Source organism: Streptomyces sp. NPDC046465, from assembly GCF_040646035.1.
GTDB lineage: Bacteria > Actinomycetota > Actinomycetes > Streptomycetales > Streptomycetaceae > Streptomyces.
On sequence record NZ_JBEYZK010000008.1, the window covers coordinates 64937 to 81499 of the forward strand.

Annotated in this window: 18 protein-coding genes; 9 read left to right on the forward strand and 9 right to left on the reverse strand. The window is 71.8% G+C overall.

Annotated elements, in window-relative coordinates:
• Nucleotides 1-23 precede the first annotated feature (23 nt).
• The 3 genes from ABZ953_RS14265 to ABZ953_RS14275 form a co-directional block, all read right to left on the reverse strand.
• Nucleotides 24-920 carry an ABC transporter permease gene (locus tag ABZ953_RS14265; RefSeq protein ID WP_361722092.1) on the reverse strand — a complete coding sequence of 299 codons (897 nt, stop codon included), beginning with the start codon at nt 918-920 and terminating at the stop codon, nt 24-26.
• Nucleotides 917-1729, reverse strand: a complete 813-nt coding sequence (locus ABZ953_RS14270; RefSeq protein WP_361722095.1) for an ABC transporter ATP-binding protein — start codon at nt 1727-1729, stop codon at nt 917-919. The genes ABZ953_RS14265 and ABZ953_RS14270 overlap by 4 nt, the downstream gene beginning before the upstream one ends.
• A gap of 138 nt (nt 1730-1867) precedes the next feature.
• A complete protein-coding gene (locus tag ABZ953_RS14275; RefSeq protein WP_361722098.1) occupies nt 1868-2284 on the reverse strand; it encodes a Fur family transcriptional regulator in 417 nt (138 codons plus the stop codon).
• Nucleotides 2285-2410: 126 nt separating this feature from the next.
• Here ABZ953_RS14275 and ABZ953_RS14280 point away from each other — a divergent pair, with 126 nt between their 5' ends.
• Nucleotides 2411-3880, forward strand: a complete 1470-nt coding sequence (locus ABZ953_RS14280; protein ID WP_361722101.1) for a catalase — start codon at nt 2411-2413, stop codon at nt 3878-3880.
• A 66-nt stretch (nt 3881-3946) separates the two neighbouring features.
• On the opposite strand, the gene ABZ953_RS14285 is transcribed toward ABZ953_RS14280, so the two are convergent.
• On the reverse strand, nt 3947-4348 hold the full coding sequence (locus ABZ953_RS14285; protein WP_361722104.1) for a CBS domain-containing protein: 402 nt from the start codon (nt 4346-4348) through the stop codon (nt 3947-3949).
• Nucleotides 4349-4614: 266 nt separating this feature from the next.
• The gene (hisN, locus tag ABZ953_RS14290; protein WP_361722107.1) at nt 4615-5415 is read right to left on the reverse strand and encodes a histidinol-phosphatase; all 801 of its coding nucleotides are present in this window, start codon (nt 5413-5415) and stop codon (nt 4615-4617) included.
• Nucleotides 5416-5559: 144 nt separating this feature from the next.
• Between hisN and ABZ953_RS14295 the strand changes: the two genes are divergently transcribed.
• On the forward strand, nt 5560-6165 hold the full coding sequence (locus ABZ953_RS14295) for a helix-turn-helix domain-containing protein (protein ID WP_361722110.1): 606 nt from the start codon (nt 5560-5562) through the stop codon (nt 6163-6165).
• 48 nt (nt 6166-6213) lie between these two features.
• Here the strand turns inward: ABZ953_RS14295 and ABZ953_RS14300 are convergent, their stop codons facing one another.
• The 4 genes from ABZ953_RS14300 to ABZ953_RS14315 form a co-directional block, all read right to left on the reverse strand.
• The gene (locus ABZ953_RS14300) at nt 6214-6537 is read right to left on the reverse strand and encodes a multidrug efflux SMR transporter (protein ID WP_361722113.1); all 324 of its coding nucleotides are present in this window, start codon (nt 6535-6537) and stop codon (nt 6214-6216) included.
• Nucleotides 6538-6648: 111 nt separating this feature from the next.
• A complete protein-coding gene (gene rsgA, locus ABZ953_RS14305; RefSeq protein WP_361722116.1) occupies nt 6649-7659 on the reverse strand; it encodes a ribosome small subunit-dependent GTPase A in 1011 nt (336 codons plus the stop codon).
• A gap of 16 nt (nt 7660-7675) precedes the next feature.
• Nucleotides 7676-9022: a 3-phosphoshikimate 1-carboxyvinyltransferase gene (gene aroA, locus ABZ953_RS14310; RefSeq protein ID WP_361722119.1), complete on the reverse strand. Its 1347-nt coding sequence runs from the start codon at nt 9020-9022 to the stop codon at nt 7676-7678.
• A 32-nt stretch (nt 9023-9054) separates the two neighbouring features.
• A complete protein-coding gene (locus tag ABZ953_RS14315; protein WP_361722747.1) occupies nt 9055-9777 on the reverse strand; it encodes a M50 family metallopeptidase in 723 nt (240 codons plus the stop codon).
• Nucleotides 9778-9891: 114 nt separating this feature from the next.
• Between ABZ953_RS14315 and ABZ953_RS14320 the strand changes: the two genes are divergently transcribed.
• The 7 genes from ABZ953_RS14320 (at nt 9892) to ABZ953_RS14350 (ending at nt 16554) form a co-directional block, all read left to right on the forward strand.
• Nucleotides 9892-10707: an SOS response-associated peptidase gene (locus tag ABZ953_RS14320; RefSeq protein ID WP_361722122.1), complete on the forward strand. Its 816-nt coding sequence runs from the start codon at nt 9892-9894 to the stop codon at nt 10705-10707.
• Nucleotide 10708: 1 nt separating this feature from the next.
• Entirely contained in the window at nt 10709-11362 is a 654-nt protein-coding gene (locus ABZ953_RS14325) for an alpha/beta family hydrolase (RefSeq protein ID WP_361722125.1), read from the forward strand.
• A gap of 231 nt (nt 11363-11593) precedes the next feature.
• Nucleotides 11594-12277, forward strand: coding sequence for a sigma-70 family RNA polymerase sigma factor (locus ABZ953_RS14330; protein ID WP_361722128.1), 684 nt, complete (start codon nt 11594-11596; stop codon nt 12275-12277).
• The gene (gene rsrA, locus ABZ953_RS14335) at nt 12274-12594 is read left to right on the forward strand and encodes a mycothiol system anti-sigma-R factor (RefSeq protein WP_361722131.1); all 321 of its coding nucleotides are present in this window, start codon (nt 12274-12276) and stop codon (nt 12592-12594) included. Before ABZ953_RS14330 ends, rsrA begins: the two co-directional genes overlap by 4 nt.
• 210 nt (nt 12595-12804) lie before the next feature.
• Nucleotides 12805-14166, forward strand: coding sequence for an HD-GYP domain-containing protein (locus tag ABZ953_RS14340; protein ID WP_361722134.1), 1362 nt, complete (start codon nt 12805-12807; stop codon nt 14164-14166).
• Nucleotides 14163-15437, forward strand: a complete 1275-nt coding sequence (locus tag ABZ953_RS14345; RefSeq protein WP_361722137.1) for an HD domain-containing protein — start codon at nt 14163-14165, stop codon at nt 15435-15437. Before ABZ953_RS14340 ends, ABZ953_RS14345 begins: the two co-directional genes overlap by 4 nt.
• 136 nt (nt 15438-15573) lie before the next feature.
• Entirely contained in the window at nt 15574-16554 is a 981-nt protein-coding gene (locus ABZ953_RS14350) for a hypothetical protein (protein ID WP_361722140.1), read from the forward strand.
• Nucleotides 16555-16563 lie beyond the last annotated feature (9 nt).

Here is a 16563-nt window from a genome sequence, read left to right on the forward strand (position 1 = left end):
GAGCGCTGTCGTCGGTACGACGGTCATGACTGGCTTCGGCCGCGGTCGCGCGGCGCCCAGGGCGTGAGCAACCGGCCCGCGATCCGCACCAATTCGGAGAAGACGACGCCGAGCACGGCGACACAGACGATGCCGACGAACATCACGTCGTTCTGGAAGAGGGCGCGCGAGTCGAAGATGAGGTGGCCCAGGCCGTCCGCCGCCGCGATCTGCTCCGAGGCGACGATGACAAGGACCGCGACGCCCGCGGCGATCCGCGCGCCGACCAGCACGGCGGGCAGCGAGGCGGGCAGCAGGACATGGCGGAACATCTGCCAGGGCGAGGCGCCGAAGACCTGGCCCGCGTCGCGGTGGCCGGAGGGTACGGCGAGGACCGCCGCCATCGTCGAGATCCAGACGAAGAAGAAGACCGTGGCGGCGACGAGGGCGATCTGCGGGCCCTCGCCGAGGCCGAACATGTTCAGGAAGACGGGCAGCAGTGCCAGCTTCGGGACGACGTACAGCGCGTCGAGGGTGGGTTCGAGGGCGGCGCGTACGACCGAGAGCGAGCCCATCAGGAGGCCGAGCGCGTAACCGGCGACGGTGCCGATCGCGTACCCGGCGAGCACGCGCTTCAGCGTGGCCCACACGTCCGGCCACAGATCGCCGTCCGCGGCGCGCTGCCAGCCGTCCTGAAGGATGGTCTGCGGCGCGGGGTAGACGCGGTCGTCGATCCAGCCGCTCACGGCGGCGAGCTGCCACAGCAGGACGAGGACGACCGGCACGCCCGCGGCGAGCGACAGCTCCAGGGCGCGGCGGCGGCGATGCGTGCGGACAGGGTGGAGTTCCTGCGGCCCTGGCCTTCTGACCAGGACGTCTTCCCGGGGGGCGGGGCTCTTGCCGGGGTGTGGGGCCGGGCTCTTGCCGGTCGCGGTGGTCATGCCGCCGCCTCCGTGCCGACCTCGGCGCGCAGCAGCTCCCACAACTCGCTCTTCAGCGCGGTGAACTCGGGCGCCCCGCGGACCTCGCCGCTGCGGGGGCGCGGGAACGGCGGGCGGCGCTCGGCGATGATGCGGCCGGGCCGGGCCGACATCACCAGGACGCGGTCGCCCAGGACGATGGCCTCTTCGAGGCTGTGGGTGATGAACAGGGTCGTGGTGCGGGTGGTCTGGGTGAGGGCGAGGAGTTCGTCCTGGAGGATCGTGCGGAGCTGGGCGTCGAGCGCGGCGAACGGCTCGTCCATGAGGAGGATCTCCGGCTCCACGGCCAGGGCACGGGCAATCGCGACGCGCTGGCGCATGCCGCCGGAGAGGGTGGCGGGGTAGGCGGCGGCGAAGTCGGCGAGGCCCATGCGGGTCAGCCAGTCCGTGGTGCGGGCGTTCGCCTCGCGGCGCGGGACCTTCTGGACGTCCAGGCCGAACCTCACGTTGGCCTGCACGGTCTTCCAGTCGTAGATGCCGTAGTCCTGGAAGATCATCGCGACGGGGCGCCGGGCGGCCGTGCGGATGCTCAGTTCGCCGGAGCTGGGCCGCAGCAGGCCGGCCGCGATGCGGAGCAGGGTCGACTTGCCGCAGCCCGAGGGGCCGACGACGCAGGTGAACTCGCCGGGGGCGATGTCCAGGTCGACGGGGCCGAGGGCGTGCACGGCGCCGGCGGCCCGGCCGAAGGTCCTGGTCACCGTGCGGGCGCGGAGTTTGGAGGGCGAGGGATCGGACGGGGGCCGCGGGTGCGGCGGGTGCGGAGCTTCCACGGCTTCTCCTTGCGGAGGGCAGGCGGACGGCGGGCGCCGCAGAGAATATGACGGGGCGTCAGATCTTGGAAGGGGTGCGCCGAAGGGGTCCGGCACCGCGAACGGTGCCGGACCCCTTCGTGACGTACGGAAAGACGCTTACGCGGTCGCGCAGTTCGGGCAGACGCCGCGGTACGTGACCTCGACGTCCTCGATCGTGAAGCCGAAGCGCTCCGAGTCGGGGAGGGAGCTCAGGGGGTTGCCCGTGGGGTGGACGTCGCGGATGGCGCCGCAGCGCGCGCAGACCAGGTGCTGGTGGGGGCGGTGCGCGTTCGGGTCGTACCGCTTGGCGCGGCGGTCCGTCGAGACTTCGAGGATCTCGCCGAGGGTCACCAGCTCGCCCAGGGTGTTGTAGACGGTCGCCCGGGAGATCTCGGGCAGCTTGTCCGTGGCGCGGGCGTGCACCTCGTCCGCGGTGAGGTGGACGTGGTCCCCGTCGAGGACCTCGGCCACGACGCGCCGCTGCGCTGTCATGCGCCAGCCGCGTCCGCGCAGTCGTTCCAACAGGTCACTCATGTGAGCCAGCCTAACAGGCAGGGGACCTCAGTCCCGAACGGATGTGACTTTGGATCGTCGCTTGACTTAGACAATGTCCATTGTAGGATCGAGTACGGATAACGCCAAGGGACAGGACTTGCAGGAATGACGCAGGAGGCGCACGTGACGCAGGGACCGCTCACCACGGAGGCCGGGGCGCCGGTCGCCGACAACCAGAACAGCGAGACCGCGGGCGTCGACGGTCCTGTCCTGGTGCAGGACCAGGCGCTGCTCGAGAAGCTCGCCCACTTCAACCGCGAGCGGATCCCGGAGCGGATCGTGCACGCCCGCGGCGCCGGTGCGTACGGCACCTTCACGCTGACCCGCGACGTCTCGCAGTGGACGCGCGCCGCGTTCCTCTCCGAGGTCGGCAAGCAGACCGAGACGTTCCTGCGCTTCTCCACCGTGGCGGGCAACCTCGGTGCGGCCGACGCGGTGCGCGACCCGCGCGGCTGGGCGCTGAAGTTCTACACCGAAGAGGGCAACTACGACCTCGTCGGCAACAACACCCCCGTCTTCTTCATCCGCGACGCCATCAAGTTCCCCGACTTCATCCACACCCAGAAGCGGGACCCCTACTCGGGCTCGCAGGAGGCGGACAACGTCTGGGACTTCTGGGGCCTCAGCCCGGAGAGCACCCACCAGGTGACCTGGCTGTTCGGCGACCGCGGCATCCCCGCCTCGTACCGCACCATGGACGGCTTCGGCTCGCACACGTTCCAGTGGAACAACGAGGCCGGTGAGGTCTTCTGGGTCAAGTACCACTTCAAGACCGACCAGGGGATCAAGAACCTCACCCAGGACGAGGCCAACAGGCTCGCCGGTGAGGACCCCGACTCCCACCAGCGCGACCTGCGCGAGGCCATCGAGCGCGGCGACTTCCCGTCCTGGTCCGTGCAGGTGCAGATCATGCCGGCGGCGGACGCGGCGAACTACCGCTTCAACCCGTTCGACCTGACCAAGGTGTGGCCGCACGCGGACTACCCGCCGATCGAGATCGGCAAGCTGGAGCTCAACCGCAACCCGGAGAACATCTTCGCCGAGGTCGAGCAGGCCATCTTCTCGCCCGCCCACTTCGTGCCGGGCATCGGTCCCTCCCCGGACAAGATGCTCCAGGGCCGCCTCTTCGCGTACGGCGACGCCCACCGCTACCGCGTCGGCATCAACGCCGACCACCTGCCGGTGAACCGCCCGCACGCCACCGAGGCGCGCACCAACTCGCGTGACGGCTTCCTGTACGACGGCCGCCACAAGGGCGCGAAGAACTACGAGCCGAACAGCTTCGGCGGTCCGGCCCAGACGGGCCGCCCGCTGTGGCAGCCCATCCCGGTCACGGGCGGCACCGGCAACCACGCGCCGGCCGTCCACGCCGAGGACAACGACTTCGTGCAGGCGGGCAACCTCTACCGCCTGATGTCCGAGGACGAGAAGAACCGCCTGGTCGAGAACCTGTCGGGCTTCATCGCCAAGGTCTCGCGCGAGGACATAGCCGAGCGCGCGATCGACAACTTCCGTCAGGCCGACGGTGACTTCGGCAAGCGGCTGGAGGCCGCGGTCCAGGCCCTGCGCGGCTGACCCTGCACCACTTGCCGTGGATGAGCGACGGGCCGGATCCCCTCGGGGACCGGCCCGCCGCCGTGTTCAGCCCGCCACGGTGGCCGCCGCGCGGCGCTCCGGCGCCCAGCAGCGGATGATGTCGCGGACCGAGACGATCCCGGTCGGCTCGTTCCCGTCCATGACGATCAGGTGCCGGAAGCCGCCGTGCGACATGGCGTCCGCCGCTTCTTCCAGGGTCCACGCCGGGGTGGCGAGGACGACCTCGGTCGTGGTGTGGGTGCCGGCGATCTCGGTGTCGGGACTCTGGCCGAGGGCGAGCGAGTTGAGGACGTCGCGCTCGGTCAGGATGCCGAGCCCGTAGGTGTCGGGGTCGAGGACGACGGCTGCGCCCACGTGGCGTGCCGACATCAGTCTGGCTGCCTGGCGCAGGGTGTGGGTGGGGCCGATGGTCAGGACCACCGTGCTCATGGCGTCGCGGACGAGCATGGGCGTGAGCCACCTCCTTGGTGAATCCCCGGTCTCCCGGTGGGCGAAGGATTGCCTCCGTTACCGGCTGGAGAACGAATTCACAAGTTCACAAGTGGGGGGACTCATAGAGTCGCAGCCATGCGGGAGGGCAGCAAGGGGGCGCGTGCGGTCAGTTCAGGGCGCGTACGTTCCAAGCCCGCGCGCCGGTGCGGATCGCGGGCTCGGTGACGCCAATCAATGCATCAGTACCGCTGGTTGACGTATCAGTACCGCTGGCTGACGTATCAGTACCGTTGGTTGACGTAGCCGAGCAGCTCGTCGTGGAGCACGCCGTTCGAGGCCGCCGCGTTGCCGCTGTGCGGTCCCGGCCTGCCGTCGAGGCCGGTGAAGGTGCCGCCCGCCTCCGTCACCACGATCGCGGTCGCCGCCATGTCCCAGAGCGAGAGCTCCGGCTCCGCGCAGATGTCGACCGAGCCCTCGGCGACCATCATGTACGGCCAGAAGTCGCCGTAGCCACGGGTGCGCCAGACCGCGCGCGTCAGGTCCAGGAAGCCGTCGAGGCGGCCCTGCTCCTCCCAGCCGGAGAGCGAGGAGTACGCCAGTGAGGCGTCCGAGAGCCGCGAGACCTTGGAGACCCGCAGCCGGGTCGCCGAGCTGAGCGAGCGCCCCGTGTAGGCACCGCCGCCCTTCGCCGCCCACCAGCGGCGCCCGAGCGCGGGCGCCGACACCACGCCGACCACCGGCTGGTAGCCGCCCTCGCCCGCCTCCATCAGCGAGATCAGGGTGGCCCAGACCGGCACACCGCGTACGTAGTTCTTGGTGCCGTCGATCGGGTCGATCACCCAGCGGCGCGGTCCCGTGCCCTCGACGCCGTACTCCTCGCCGAGGATCGCGTCGCGCGGCCTGGCCCGCTGGAGGTTGCCACGGATCAGCTCCTCGGCGGCCTTGTCGGCCTCGCTCACCGGTGTCATGTCCGGCTTGGTCTCGACCTTCAGGTCGAGGGCCTTGAACCGGTCCATGGTCGCGGCGTCGGCGGTGTCCGCGAGGACATGGGCGAGACGCAGATCATCGTGGTAGTCGGACATGGGTGAACAGTATCGATCTCGTTCGGCGCGATCCACAGTGCCGGGTCACGGGCGGCGGGGCCGCGCCCGCGCCGGAGCTATTGACAGTGCTGCCGAGCGCGTCAACTCTGGCACGGGAGCCGTTTCGGGCCCGGGGAGGCGACGATGCCTGCAGCACGGGAATCCTTACTTGACGCGGCGTACACGGCGCTCGCACGGCGACCGTGGCCCGGCGTACGCATGGTCGACGTGGCGGCGAGCGCCGGGGTCTCCCGGCAGACCCTCTACAACGAGTTCGGCAGCAAGGACGGCCTCGCCCGCGCACTGCTGCGCCGCGAGACCGACGGCTATCTGCACGGTGTCGAGCGGGCCCTCGCGCAGGAGCGCGAGCCCGCCGACCGGCTCGCCGCCGTGGCCGCGTGGACCGTGGGCGCCGCCCGCGCCAACACGCTGGTGCGGGCCGCCCTCACCGACTGCTGGGGCGAGCGGCTGCCCGCGCCGAGCCGGGTCGGCGGGTCCACCTCGCCGGTGCCCGCGCAGCGCCGCGCCGACGCGGGGGTGCCCTCCGCGGCGGAGCTGCTCGCGCTCGTCCGGGACCGCGCGGTGCTCGCGCTCGGCGGCCGGGGCCGGACCAGGGACCCCGAGCTCGCCCTCGCCTGCGAGAGCGCCGTCCGCCTCGCCCTGTCGTATGTCGTCGCGCCCGCCGGGAACGACGACGACCCCGCGGAACTGGTCCGCGGGGCCATCGGGCGCTGGGTGGGCGTGCGCTAGCGGGTTCTGCCGGATCTCACTTCCGCCGGATCTCACTTCCGCCGGATCTCACTGCGCGGAGCCGGACAGCTGCAGGCCGATCACGCCGATGATGACGAAGGAGATCGAGACGATCTTCAGCGTGGAGACCAGGTCGTCGAGGAAGATCATCCCGTAGATCGCGGTGCCCGCGGCGCCGATGCCCGTCCAGACCGCGTACGCCGGACCCACGTCCAGCTTCCGCAGGGCGAGGGTCAGCAGGCCGAAGCTGCCGAGGGCGAAGCAGGCGAACGCGATCGTGGGCCAGAGCCTGGTGAAGCCGTGCGACAGCTTCAGGCAGACCGCGAAGCCGGTCTCGAGGATCCCCGCGACGATGACCAGCAGCCACGCCATGTCCTTGCCTCCCGTACTCGTCCACGATCCGCGGCCGCTTCGTCTGGCTTGAATCCGGCTTGGTGCGATTATGCATTTACCTTTGCCGTCGCGGCGCAAACAAAGGGGAGGTCAGTCGTCCTCGCGTCGCTCCCGGGTGGCGAGCAGTCGGCGCAGTGAGTAGAGGCGGGCCGGATCCGCGTGGCCCCCCTCGACCCAGGCGTCCAGGGCGCAGTCCTTCTCGTCGTGGCTGCAGCCGCGCGGGCAGTCCGCCGTCCCCGGCTCCAGGTCGGGAAAGGCGAGGATGACGCGGGACGGGTCGATGTGGTTCAGCCCGAAGGACCGCACGCCCGGCGTGTCGATCACCCAGCCCTCCGAGCCCTCCAGGGGGAGCGCGAGGGCGGAGGTGGTGGTGTGCCTGCCGCGGCCCGTGACCGCGTTGACGTGCCCGGTCGTGCGCCGCCGCTCCAGCGGTACGAGCGCGTTGACGAGCGTCGTCTTGCCGACCCCCGAATGCCCCACGAAGGCGGTGACCTTGCCGTCGAGCAGTTCGTGGACCCGCGCGAGCTCCGCGCCGTCGGTGAACTCCTCGCGGCTGGTGACCACATAGGGGATGTCGAGGGTGGAGTACGTCTCGAGGAGCTTGTCGGCGGAGGCCAGATCCGACTTGGTCAGGACGAGGATCGGCTCCAGACCACCGTCGTACGCCGCCACGACGCACCGGTCGATGAGGCGCGGACGCGGCTCGGGGTCGGCGAGAGCCGTGACGATGGCGAGCTGGTCGGCGTTGGCGACGACCACCCGCTCGTACGGGTCGTCGTCGTCCGCGGTGCGCCGCAGGACGGAGCTGCGCGCGGAGATCCGCACGATCCGCGCGAGCGTGTCCTTCTTGCCGGACAGGTCCCCGACGACCGCGACCCTGTCACCCACCACGGCGGCCTTGCGGCCCAGCTCGCGGGCCTTCATGGCCATCACGATCCGGTCGTCGACCAGGACGGTGAGGCGGCCCCGGTCGACGGTGAGGACCATGCCCTCGGCGGCGTCCTCGTGCTTGGGCCTGATGTGGGTGCGGGGGCGGTTGCCCTTGCGGTTGGGGCGGACGCGGATGTCGTCCTCGTCCGGGTTCTTGCCGTAACGGCGCATGTTCTCGATCCGCCCGTCAGTTCCCGAGCATCCCGGTCCACAGGTCGGGGAAGTCGGGGAGCGTCTTCGCCGTCGTCCCGACGTTCTCGATCTGTACACCGTCCACCGCGAGGCCGATGATCGCGCCCGCGGTCGCCATGCGGTGGTCGTCGTAGGTGTGGAAGATGCCGCCGTGCAGCCGGCGCGGCCGGATGTGCAGGCCGTCGGCGGTCTCGGTGACGTCACCGCCCAGCTCGTTGATCTCCTTGGTGAGCGCGGCAAGGCGGTCCGTCTCGTGCAGGCGCAGATGGGCGACGCCGCGCAGCGTCGAGGGGGAGTCGGCGAGGGCCGCGACCGCCGCGATGCCGGGGGTGAGCTCGCCGACCTCGCTCAGGTCCACGTCGAGGCCGTGCACCGACCCGGAGCCGGTGAACACCAGGCCCTGCTCGGTCAGTTCGCAGGAGCCGCCCATCTCGGTGAAGATCTGGCGCAGCGCGTCGCCGGGCTGCGTGGTGCGGTCGGGCCAGTCGGGGATCGTGACCGTACCGCCGGTGACCAGGGCCGCGGCGAGGAACGGCTGGGCGTTCGACAGGTCGGGCTCGATGGTCAGGTCGCGGCCGAGCAGGGCGCCGGGGGCGACCCGCCACACGTTCGGCTCGCCGCCCGCCTCCGGGGTGTCCACCTGCGCGCCGACGGCGCGGAGCATGTCGACCGTCATCCGGATGTGCGGCATGGACGGCAGCGCGCCGCCCACGTGCCGCACCTCTACGCCCTGGTTGAAGCGGGGGCCCGAGAGCAGCAGGGCGCTCACGAACTGCGAGGAGGACGAGGCGTCGATCTCGACCCGGCCGCCCTCCAGGGCGCCGCCGCCGTGCACGGTCAGGGGCAGCGCGCCGCGGCTGCCGTCCGTGTCGTCGATGCGGGCGCCGAGCGCGCGCAGGGCGTCGATGACGCCGTGCAGGGGGCGCTCGTACGAGCGGGGGTCGCCGTCGAAGCGGATCGGGCCGTCGGCGAGGGCGGCCACGGGGGGCAGGAAGCGCATGACCGTACCGGCGTTGCCGACGTCGACCGTGGACGGGCCCCGCAGCTGTGAGGGGATCACGCGCCAGGCCTCGCCGGAGGCGTCGGAACCCCCGGCGACGGCGGAGCTCGACGACACCGTCTCCTCGATGCCGACGCCCATCGCGCGCAGGGCGCCCGCCATCAGCAGGGTGTCGCGGGAACGCAGCGGGCGGCGCAGCCAGCCGGGCTCGGCGGCGAGCGAGGCCAGGACCAGCGCACGGTTGGTGACCGATTTCGAACCGGGGACGTGGACCGTCGCGGTGACGGCTCCGCTTGCGTGCGGGGCGGGCCAGAGGGCGGTGTGCGCCGGAGTTTCGGTCATGCCCTCACTTTAGTGGCTGGCAGCGGCCCCGCTCAGACGTCCAGGAGCCAGCGGGCGCCGCCCATCAGGGAGCAGAGCGAGACGGCGTGGAAGAGGAAGAGCCAGAGCCCCGCGGGGACGTGCGTGAGCCGTGAGAGCTGGTCCGCGTCCGAGTCGCCCGCTCCGCCGCGGCGGCGCTTGGACTGCAGCTCGAAGGCGGGCCGCACGCCTCCCAGGAGCAGGAACCACACCACCGCGTACGCGAACGCCGCCTGCACGTCGGTGCTGCCCAGCCAGGAGACGACCAGGAAGGTGCCGCCGGTGAGGATCACCGTCAGGGCGCCGTACGCGTTGCGGATCATCACCAGCATCACGACGAGCAGCGCGGTCGCGAGCCACAGGAACGCCGTGATGTGCCCGGCGGCGAGCAGCGCCGCCCCGCCCAGGCCGAGCAGCGGCGGCGCGGTGTACCCGGCGGCCGCGGTGAGGATCATGCCGAGGCCCGAGGGCTTGCCGCGCGAGACGGTCAGGCCCGAGGTGTCGGAGTGCAGCCGGATGCCGTCGAGGCGGCGCCCGGTGAGCAGGGCGACCAGGCCGTGGCCGCCCTCGTGCGCGATGGTGATGGCGTTGCGGGCGAGGCGCCATATGTTGTGCGGGACGACGACCGCCAGGGCCACGACGCCCACCGCGATCACCAGCCACTGTTCCGGCGCGGCCTGGGTGCCGAAGACACGGTCCCAGAGGTCCGTCAGGCTGGCGTTGGCGGTGGGTTCCATTTCCTGGGCCATTGAGTGGACCGGCTCCTCTGGTGGTCATCGGGGCTGGTTGCGCGGAGCGCATCGTTGAGGGGTGGTGGTCGGGCGACGGGTGGGCCTGGCAGTCTGGCACGTATGTGCGGACGGTTTGCATCCAGTCGTGGGCCCGAGGATCTCGCGGGAATCTTCGAGGTGGAGAAGTGGGAGTCGGGAGACGCGCTCGCCCCCGATTACAACGTGGCCCCCACGAAGGAGGTCTACGCGGTCCTTGACCGTCCTCTGAAAGACGCTGACGACCCGTCTCCGGTTCGCCAGTTGCGCACGCTCAAGTGGGGACTCGTGCCCTCCTGGTCCAAGACGCCCGAGGGCGGCGCGCGGATGATCAACGCCCGTGCGGAGACCGTCCACGAGAAGCCCTCCTACCGCCGCGCCTTCACTTCCCGCCGCTGCGTCATCCCCGCCGACGGCTATTACGAGTGGGTGACCGCGCCCGACGAGCGGCAGCTCGAGGTCGAGGGCAAGAAGAAGCGGCCGCGCAAGCAGCCCTACTTCGTGACGCCCGCCGACGGCTCGGTCTTCGCCATGGCGGGGCTCTACGAATTCTGGCGGGACAAGACGCTGCCCGACGAGCACCCGCTCGCCTGGTGGGTGACGTGCACGGTGATCACCACGGAGGCGGAGACCGCGCCCCTGGCGGTCGCCCCCGAGGAGGGCCCGCGCTCGCTCGCGGACATCCACCCGCGCATGCCGCTGATGCTGACGCCGGACCGCTGGGACGCCTGGCTCGACCCCTCCCGCACGGACGTCGGGGACCTGCGCGCCCTCCTGGAGCCGCCGCCGCACGGGCTGATGCGGGCCTACCCGGTGTCCACCGCCGTCAGCAACGTACGCAACAACGGCCCGGAGCTGCTGAAGGAGCTCGAAGGCCCCGAAGAGGGCACACTCTTCTGACGTGACCAAGGACGCACTCCAGAACGAGCTCATCCCCACCGACGCCGGTGAGGCGCGGATCACCTGGCACCCGGCCCTCAAGAAGAGCGCCCGCCTCCTCCTCGCCGTCAGCCACGGCGCGGGCGGCGGCATCGAGGCCCGTGACCTCCAGGCCCTCGCCGCCGTCCTGCCCGCGCACGGCGTGACCGTCGCGCTCGTCGAGCAGCCCTGGCGGGTCGCGGGCAAGAAGCTGGCGCCCGCGCCGAAGACGCTCGACGTGGGGTGGCGGGGGATCTGGCCCGCGCTGGAGAAGAAGGGGCTGCCCGTGATCTCCGGCGGTCGCAGCGCGGGGGCCCGCGTGGCCTGCCGCACGGCGACCGAGCTGGGCGCCGCCGCCGTGCTCGCCCTCAGCTTCCCCCTGCATCCGCCGGGCAAGCCCGAGAAGTCCCGCGCCGACGAGCTGCTCGGTGCGGGCGTCCCCACCCTCGTCGTACAGGGCGGCAACGACCCCTTCGGGAAGCCCGCCGAATTCCCCGAAGGGGCGTACGAACTCGTGGAGATTCCGTACGGGGACCACGGCTTCGCCGTGCCCAAGCGCGCGGACATCGGACAGGACGAGGCAGTGAAGCGCATCACGGACGCTGTGACGCGTTGGGCGGGAATGCTGAGCGGCTGAGCTCTGTTGTGGCGGACAGACGGTGAACGCCGTCGACAGCTGTTCGTACGAGAGGGAGTCCGCCGCATGGGTTCGACCATCTGCCCGAACCGCTCCAGCGCCTCTGACCTGGAGTGGACGGTGCTGAGCGCACCCAAAAACGCAACTATTCGGGCGGCGCGCGGTACGGATCGTCGTCTATCCTCCGATTCGAGTGGGGCTGCATTCGGCCTCACCACGTCGTTGGAGGAGGTGGGTCCGGTCACTGGGACCGACGCAGGGACCGAGCACGGTCAGGCGGAGCAGCCCCGAGAGAGTGCCGAGAAGTCCGAGACGGCCGCGGAGCGCTCGGCCCGCTTCGAGCGGGACGCCCTGACGTTCCTCGACCAGATGTACTCGGCGGCGCTGCGCATGACGCGCAACCCGGCGGACGCGGAGGACCTGGTGCAGGAGACCTACGCGAAGGCGTACGCGTCGTTCCACCAGTTCCGCGAGGGCACCAACCTCAAGGCCTGGCTGTACCGAATCCTCACGAACACGTTCATCAACTCGTACCGCAAGAAGCAGCGTGAGCCCCAGCGCAGCGCCGCCGAGGAGATCGAGGACTGGCAGCTCGCGCGCGCCGAGTCGCACATGTCCACCGGTCTGCGCTCCGCCGAGTCGCAGGCGCTCGACCACCTGCCGGACTCGGACGTGAAGCGGGCGCTGCAAACGATCCCCGAGGAATTCCGCATCGCCGTCTATCTGGCCGATGTAGAGGGCTTTGCCTACAAGGAGATCGCGGACATTATGGGGACACCCATCGGTACGGTGATGTCCCGACTGCACCGGGGCCGTCGCCAACTGCGCGGCATGCTGGAGGACTACGCCCGCGAGCGCGGGCTCGTCCCGGCGGGCGCCGGGGAGTCGAACGGAACGAAAGGCTCGGGCTCATGAGCTGCGGAGAGCCGCACGAGACTGACTGCAGTGAGGTCCTGGACCATCTCTATGAGTTCCTGGACCACGAGATGCCGGACAGCGACTGCAACAAGTTCGAGACGCACTTCGAGGAGTGCTCTCCGTGCCTGGAGAAGTACGGCCTCGAGCAGGCGGTCAAGAAGCTGGTGAAGCGCTGCTGCGGCTCGGACGACGTCCCCGTCGACCTGCGGGCCAAGGTCATGGGACGCATCGACCTCATCCGCTCCGGGCAGGCCGTGCCCGACCAGGATGTCGCGCACGACGTCACGCACGACGTGACGGCTTCGGAGGCCTGAACTCCCGTATCACGCCCGTATCACGCAAGGAAGCAGAGCAGGATCGCGGTGCCGCGAACCTGCTCTGCTTCCTTTTCCCCACCCCTCGCCCCCTCGCCTCTCCTCCCCTCCTCCTCTCCCGTCACTCGAACGTGCTAATTAACGGCGGCCGGTCGCTGGCCGGGGGAGCGCCGTTCTAGTCTCCGGACCGGGAACGAGGAGGAGAGCTCCATGCGGTCGGTGCCGGCGCGGGCCCGCGTCTACGTTGTGTGCGTCGCCCTGGCCGGCGGCCTCTGCGCCGCGCCCGCGCCCGGCACGGACCCCTCGTGGCCCGCCGTCCTGCTCCTCGCCGCGCTCTTCGCGGGCTGCGAGCAGCTCTCCCGGTGTCACTTCGTCGGCCGCCGCGTCCCGCGCGGCCTCGGCACCTTCTTCCCCGTGCTGCTCGCCGGGGTCTTCCTGCTGCCGCCGTCCGCCGCCGCCCTGGTCGCCCTGCCGGGCGCGCTGCTCGCCCGCGTCGACCGGCACCCCCGGTGGCTGCGCCGCCTCTGGCGCGCCGCCCAACTCGCCCTGGCCGCCTGGGCTTCGGCGTGGGTGTATGGCGCGCTCGGCGGGCCCGCCGCCGGTGCCGCACCCGACTTCCCGTACGTCCTCTGGCCCGCCGGAGCCGCCGTGCTCGCCTTCTCCGGCGTGCTCACCGTGCTGGACGGGGGCATCCTCGTGACCGCCGAGCGCCTGCCCGCGAGGACCGCCTGGCGCGGCCTCTTCCTGCGCATCCTCGCGCCCGTCACCGTGCACGGGCTCGCCGGGCTGATGATGGCCGTGCTCTGGGCCAGCCCGTACGGCCCGCCCGCTGCCCTCCTCGTCCTGCTCCCGATGGGCGTCTCCTGCTGGGTCTTCGCGCAGTACCACCGCGAGCGGGCCGCCCACCAGGCCACGATCCGGGCCCTCGTGCAGGCCGTCGACATCAAGGACAGGTACACCCGTGGCCACAGCGAACGGGTCGGCCGCGCCTCCGTGATGATCGCGCGTGAACTGGGCTTGGACGACGAGCGCGTCGAGGTCCTGCGGTTCGCCGGGATCCTGCACGACGTCGGCAAACTCGGCGTCCCCACCAGGCTGTTGAGGAAGGACGGGCCGCTGACCCCGGACGAGCGGCGCATCATCGAGCTGCACCCCGAATACGGGCACGAGATGGTGCGCGGCATCGGCTTCCTCGGCGAGGCGCGGGCGGCGATCCTGCACCACCACGAGCGCATCGACGGCAGCGGGTACCCGTACGGCCTCACCGGGCCGCAGATCCCCCAGTGCGCGCGGGTCGTCGCGGTCGCCGACGCCTTCGACGCCATGACCTCCACCCGGTCCTACCGCCGGGCCCGGCCCGTCGAGGCCGCCGTGGCCGAGCTCTCGCGGTGTGCCGGGGCGCAGTTCGACCCGGAGATGGTCGGCGCCCTGGCGCGCGCCCTGGAGCGGCACGGATGGCATCCCGAGGTCACGGCCGACGAGGTCACGGCCGACGTTCCCGACCAGGGCGGAAACGTGCCTGCCGGAACCGCTCCCGCCGCCCCCGCGGTCTCCCGCTCGGCGGCCCGGTGAGGGCCCCGGCGCGGCTGCCCCCGACCGTCGTCTGCCTGGCCGGTCTGCTGGCGCTCGCCGCCCTCGCCTGGACCCTCTGGCACGGCATCACCGAAGGCCGGGTCGCGCTCGCCTTCGGGGTCCTCATCGCTCTCGGGGAGCTGGCCCGGCGGGGGAGCGGGCAGGGCAGGGAGTCCGCGCCGCTCGGCGCCGCGGGGGCCCTGGCGTACGCCCTGCTCGGTGAGAACTCCGGGCAGGCCACGCACCACGGCGTGCTGCAGGTGATCGCCGTGGTCGTCGCGGCGGCGCTGGTGGGCGCGGTGCCGCACGTGGCGCTCGGCCGCGGGGGCACGCCCGACCACATCGCGCGCCGGGTGCTGACCGTCGGCTTCGCGGCCGCCTGCTTCCAACCCCTCTACAACTCCGGCAAGTTGGGGGAGTGGTTCGGGCAAGGGCCCTACTTCGCACTGGTCATCGTCGCCCTCCTCGTCCTGACCGCGCTCTGCGACGCCGTCCTCGCCGCCGTGATCGCCCGCGCCCGCACCCGGTGGCCGTTCGGGCCGCTCCTCCGGGAGGAGCTGCGGGCGACGCTCGGCATCGGTTCCGCCGTCTGCGCGACGGGCGCCGTCATGGCGCTCTCGGTGGCCGTGGCGGGCCTGTGGGCGCTGCCCGTCTTCAGCCTGCCGCTGCTGCTCACCCAGCTCTCCTTCCGGCGGTACGCGGCCGTGCGGGCGACCTACCGGCAGACCATGGCCTCCCTGGCCAGGGCCACCGAGATCGCCGGGTACACCCCGCAGGGCCACGCCCACCGCGTGGCGGGTCTGAGCCGGGCCGTGGGGCGGGACCTGGGGCTCTCCGCGTCGGACCTCAGCGTCCTGGAGAACGCCGCCCTCATGCACGACATCGGGCAGCTCTCCCTCGTCGACCCCGTCCCCGCGGGCGCCACCGCCGTGCTGCCCGAGGCGGAACAGCGCCGAATAGCCCTGCTCGGCGGCGCCGTCGTACGGCAGACCGGGGTGGACGCCGCCGTCGCCGTCGTCGTGGAGCGGCAGGCCGATCCGTACCGCGAACAGCCGCTCACGGCGCGAATTGTGCGTACCGCGAACGCGTACGACGAGATGGCGCGGGGAGAAGGACCCTCGGGGGCGCTCGACGGCCCCCTCCAGGCCCTGGAGAGACTGCGCCTGGCCACCGGCCACGACTACCAGCCGGAGGTCGTGGAGTCGCTGGCCAGGGTGCTGTCCAGGGACGGGCGAGGCGGCGCGGGCCTTACCTCGGGTCCAGCTGGGTAACCCATGGGTAATGAGCGGCTGTCCGACCGTACGTGGTTGGATGCGAAGAAGAGGGTGCACGGGGGTACGACCCGACGCTGCGCCCGATCGAGATGAGACCTTCGAAAACGTGGCAGGCGGGAAACAGGCGGGAATCGTGAGGATCTTCGGCAAGGGACGGCACCGGCCCTCCGCCTCATGGCGGCAGGCGACCGACCGCGCGTTCACGCTGATCGGCGACGGCCGGTACGAGGACGCGGGGGCACTGCTCACGCGCGCGGCGGATCTCGAACCCTGGCTGTCCGAGTCCTGGTTCAACCTGGCCCTGCTGCACAAGTTCCGGCACGACTGGGAACAGGCACGGGCCGCGGGGCTGCGTGCCGTGGCGCTCCTCGACCGTTCCGCGGGCGCCCCCGACTGGTGGAACGTCGGCATCGCGGCGACCGCCCTCCAGGACTGGCCCCTGGCCCGCCGCGCCTGGCAGGCGTACGGCCTGCGGGTGCCCGGCGGGGTGGCCGCGTCCGGCGAGCCGACGGGCATGGAGCTCGGCAGCGCGGCCGTGCGGCTCTCCCCGGAGGGCGAGGCAGAGGTCGTATGGGGCCGTCGGCTCGACCCGGCCCGCATGGAGGTCCTGTCCATCCCGCTGCCCTCCTCCGGGCGGCGCTGGGGCGAGGTCGTGCTGCACGACGGCGTCCCGCACGGCGAGCGGACGACGGCGGCCGGGCACTCGTATCCCGTCTTCGACGAGATCGAGCTGTGGGCGCCCTCACCCGTGCCGACCTGGGTGGTCCTCCTGGAGGCCGCCACCGAGGAGGACCGGGACGCCCTGGAGCAGCTCGCGGCCGACGCGGGCTTCGCCGCCGAGGACTGGTCGTCCTCCGTGCGGCTGCTCTGCCGGATGTGTTCCGAGTCCCGGATGCCGAGCGACGAGGGCGACGGTGAGCACCTCGACCCGCACGACCACAGCGAGCCCGGCCACCCGGGCCCGCTCGGCCACCGCAGCCCGGGTGCGCTCTGGGTGCCGGAGCGCGAGTGCGGCCTCGCGGCGCCCGCCGCCCTGGTGCGCGGGCTCCTGGACGGCTGGGTGGCGGACAGCCCGGATTCCCGCGACTGGCGGGATCTCGAAGAGGTCTGCTGACACTTCGCC

What these genes read in the sequence shown, in the direction of transcription:
- ABZ953_RS14315 (WP_361722747.1), bottom strand. Translation starts at nt 9,777, where the DNA reads ATGGAACCCACCGCCAACGCCAGCCTGACGGACCTCTGGGACCGTGTC.
- ABZ953_RS14300 (WP_361722113.1), bottom strand. Translation starts at nt 6,537, where the DNA reads ATGGCGTGGCTGCTGGTCATCGTCGCGGGGATCCTCGAGACCGGCTTC.
- ABZ953_RS14280 (WP_361722101.1), top strand. Translation starts at nt 2,411, where the DNA reads ATGACGCAGGAGGCGCACGTGACGCAGGGACCGCTCACCACGGAGGCC.
- aroA (WP_361722119.1), bottom strand. Translation starts at nt 9,022, where the DNA reads ATGACCGAAACTCCGGCGCACACCGCCCTCTGGCCCGCCCCGCACGCA.
- rsgA (WP_361722116.1), bottom strand. Translation starts at nt 7,659, where the DNA reads ATGCGCCGTTACGGCAAGAACCCGGACGAGGACGACATCCGCGTCCGC.
- ABZ953_RS14320 (WP_361722122.1), top strand. Translation starts at nt 9,892, where the DNA reads ATGTGCGGACGGTTTGCATCCAGTCGTGGGCCCGAGGATCTCGCGGGA.
- ABZ953_RS14295 (WP_361722110.1), top strand. Translation starts at nt 5,560, where the DNA reads ATGCCTGCAGCACGGGAATCCTTACTTGACGCGGCGTACACGGCGCTC.
- rsrA (WP_361722131.1), top strand. Translation starts at nt 12,274, where the DNA reads ATGAGCTGCGGAGAGCCGCACGAGACTGACTGCAGTGAGGTCCTGGAC.
- hisN (WP_361722107.1), bottom strand. Translation starts at nt 5,415, where the DNA reads ATGTCCGACTACCACGATGATCTGCGTCTCGCCCATGTCCTCGCGGAC.
- ABZ953_RS14285 (WP_361722104.1), bottom strand. Translation starts at nt 4,348, where the DNA reads ATGCTCGTCCGCGACGCCATGAGCACGGTGGTCCTGACCATCGGCCCC.
- ABZ953_RS14265 (WP_361722092.1), bottom strand. Translation starts at nt 920, where the DNA reads ATGACCACCGCGACCGGCAAGAGCCCGGCCCCACACCCCGGCAAGAGC.
- ABZ953_RS14340 (WP_361722134.1), top strand. Translation starts at nt 12,805, where the DNA reads ATGCGGTCGGTGCCGGCGCGGGCCCGCGTCTACGTTGTGTGCGTCGCC.
- ABZ953_RS14275 (WP_361722098.1), bottom strand. Translation starts at nt 2,284, where the DNA reads ATGAGTGACCTGTTGGAACGACTGCGCGGACGCGGCTGGCGCATGACA.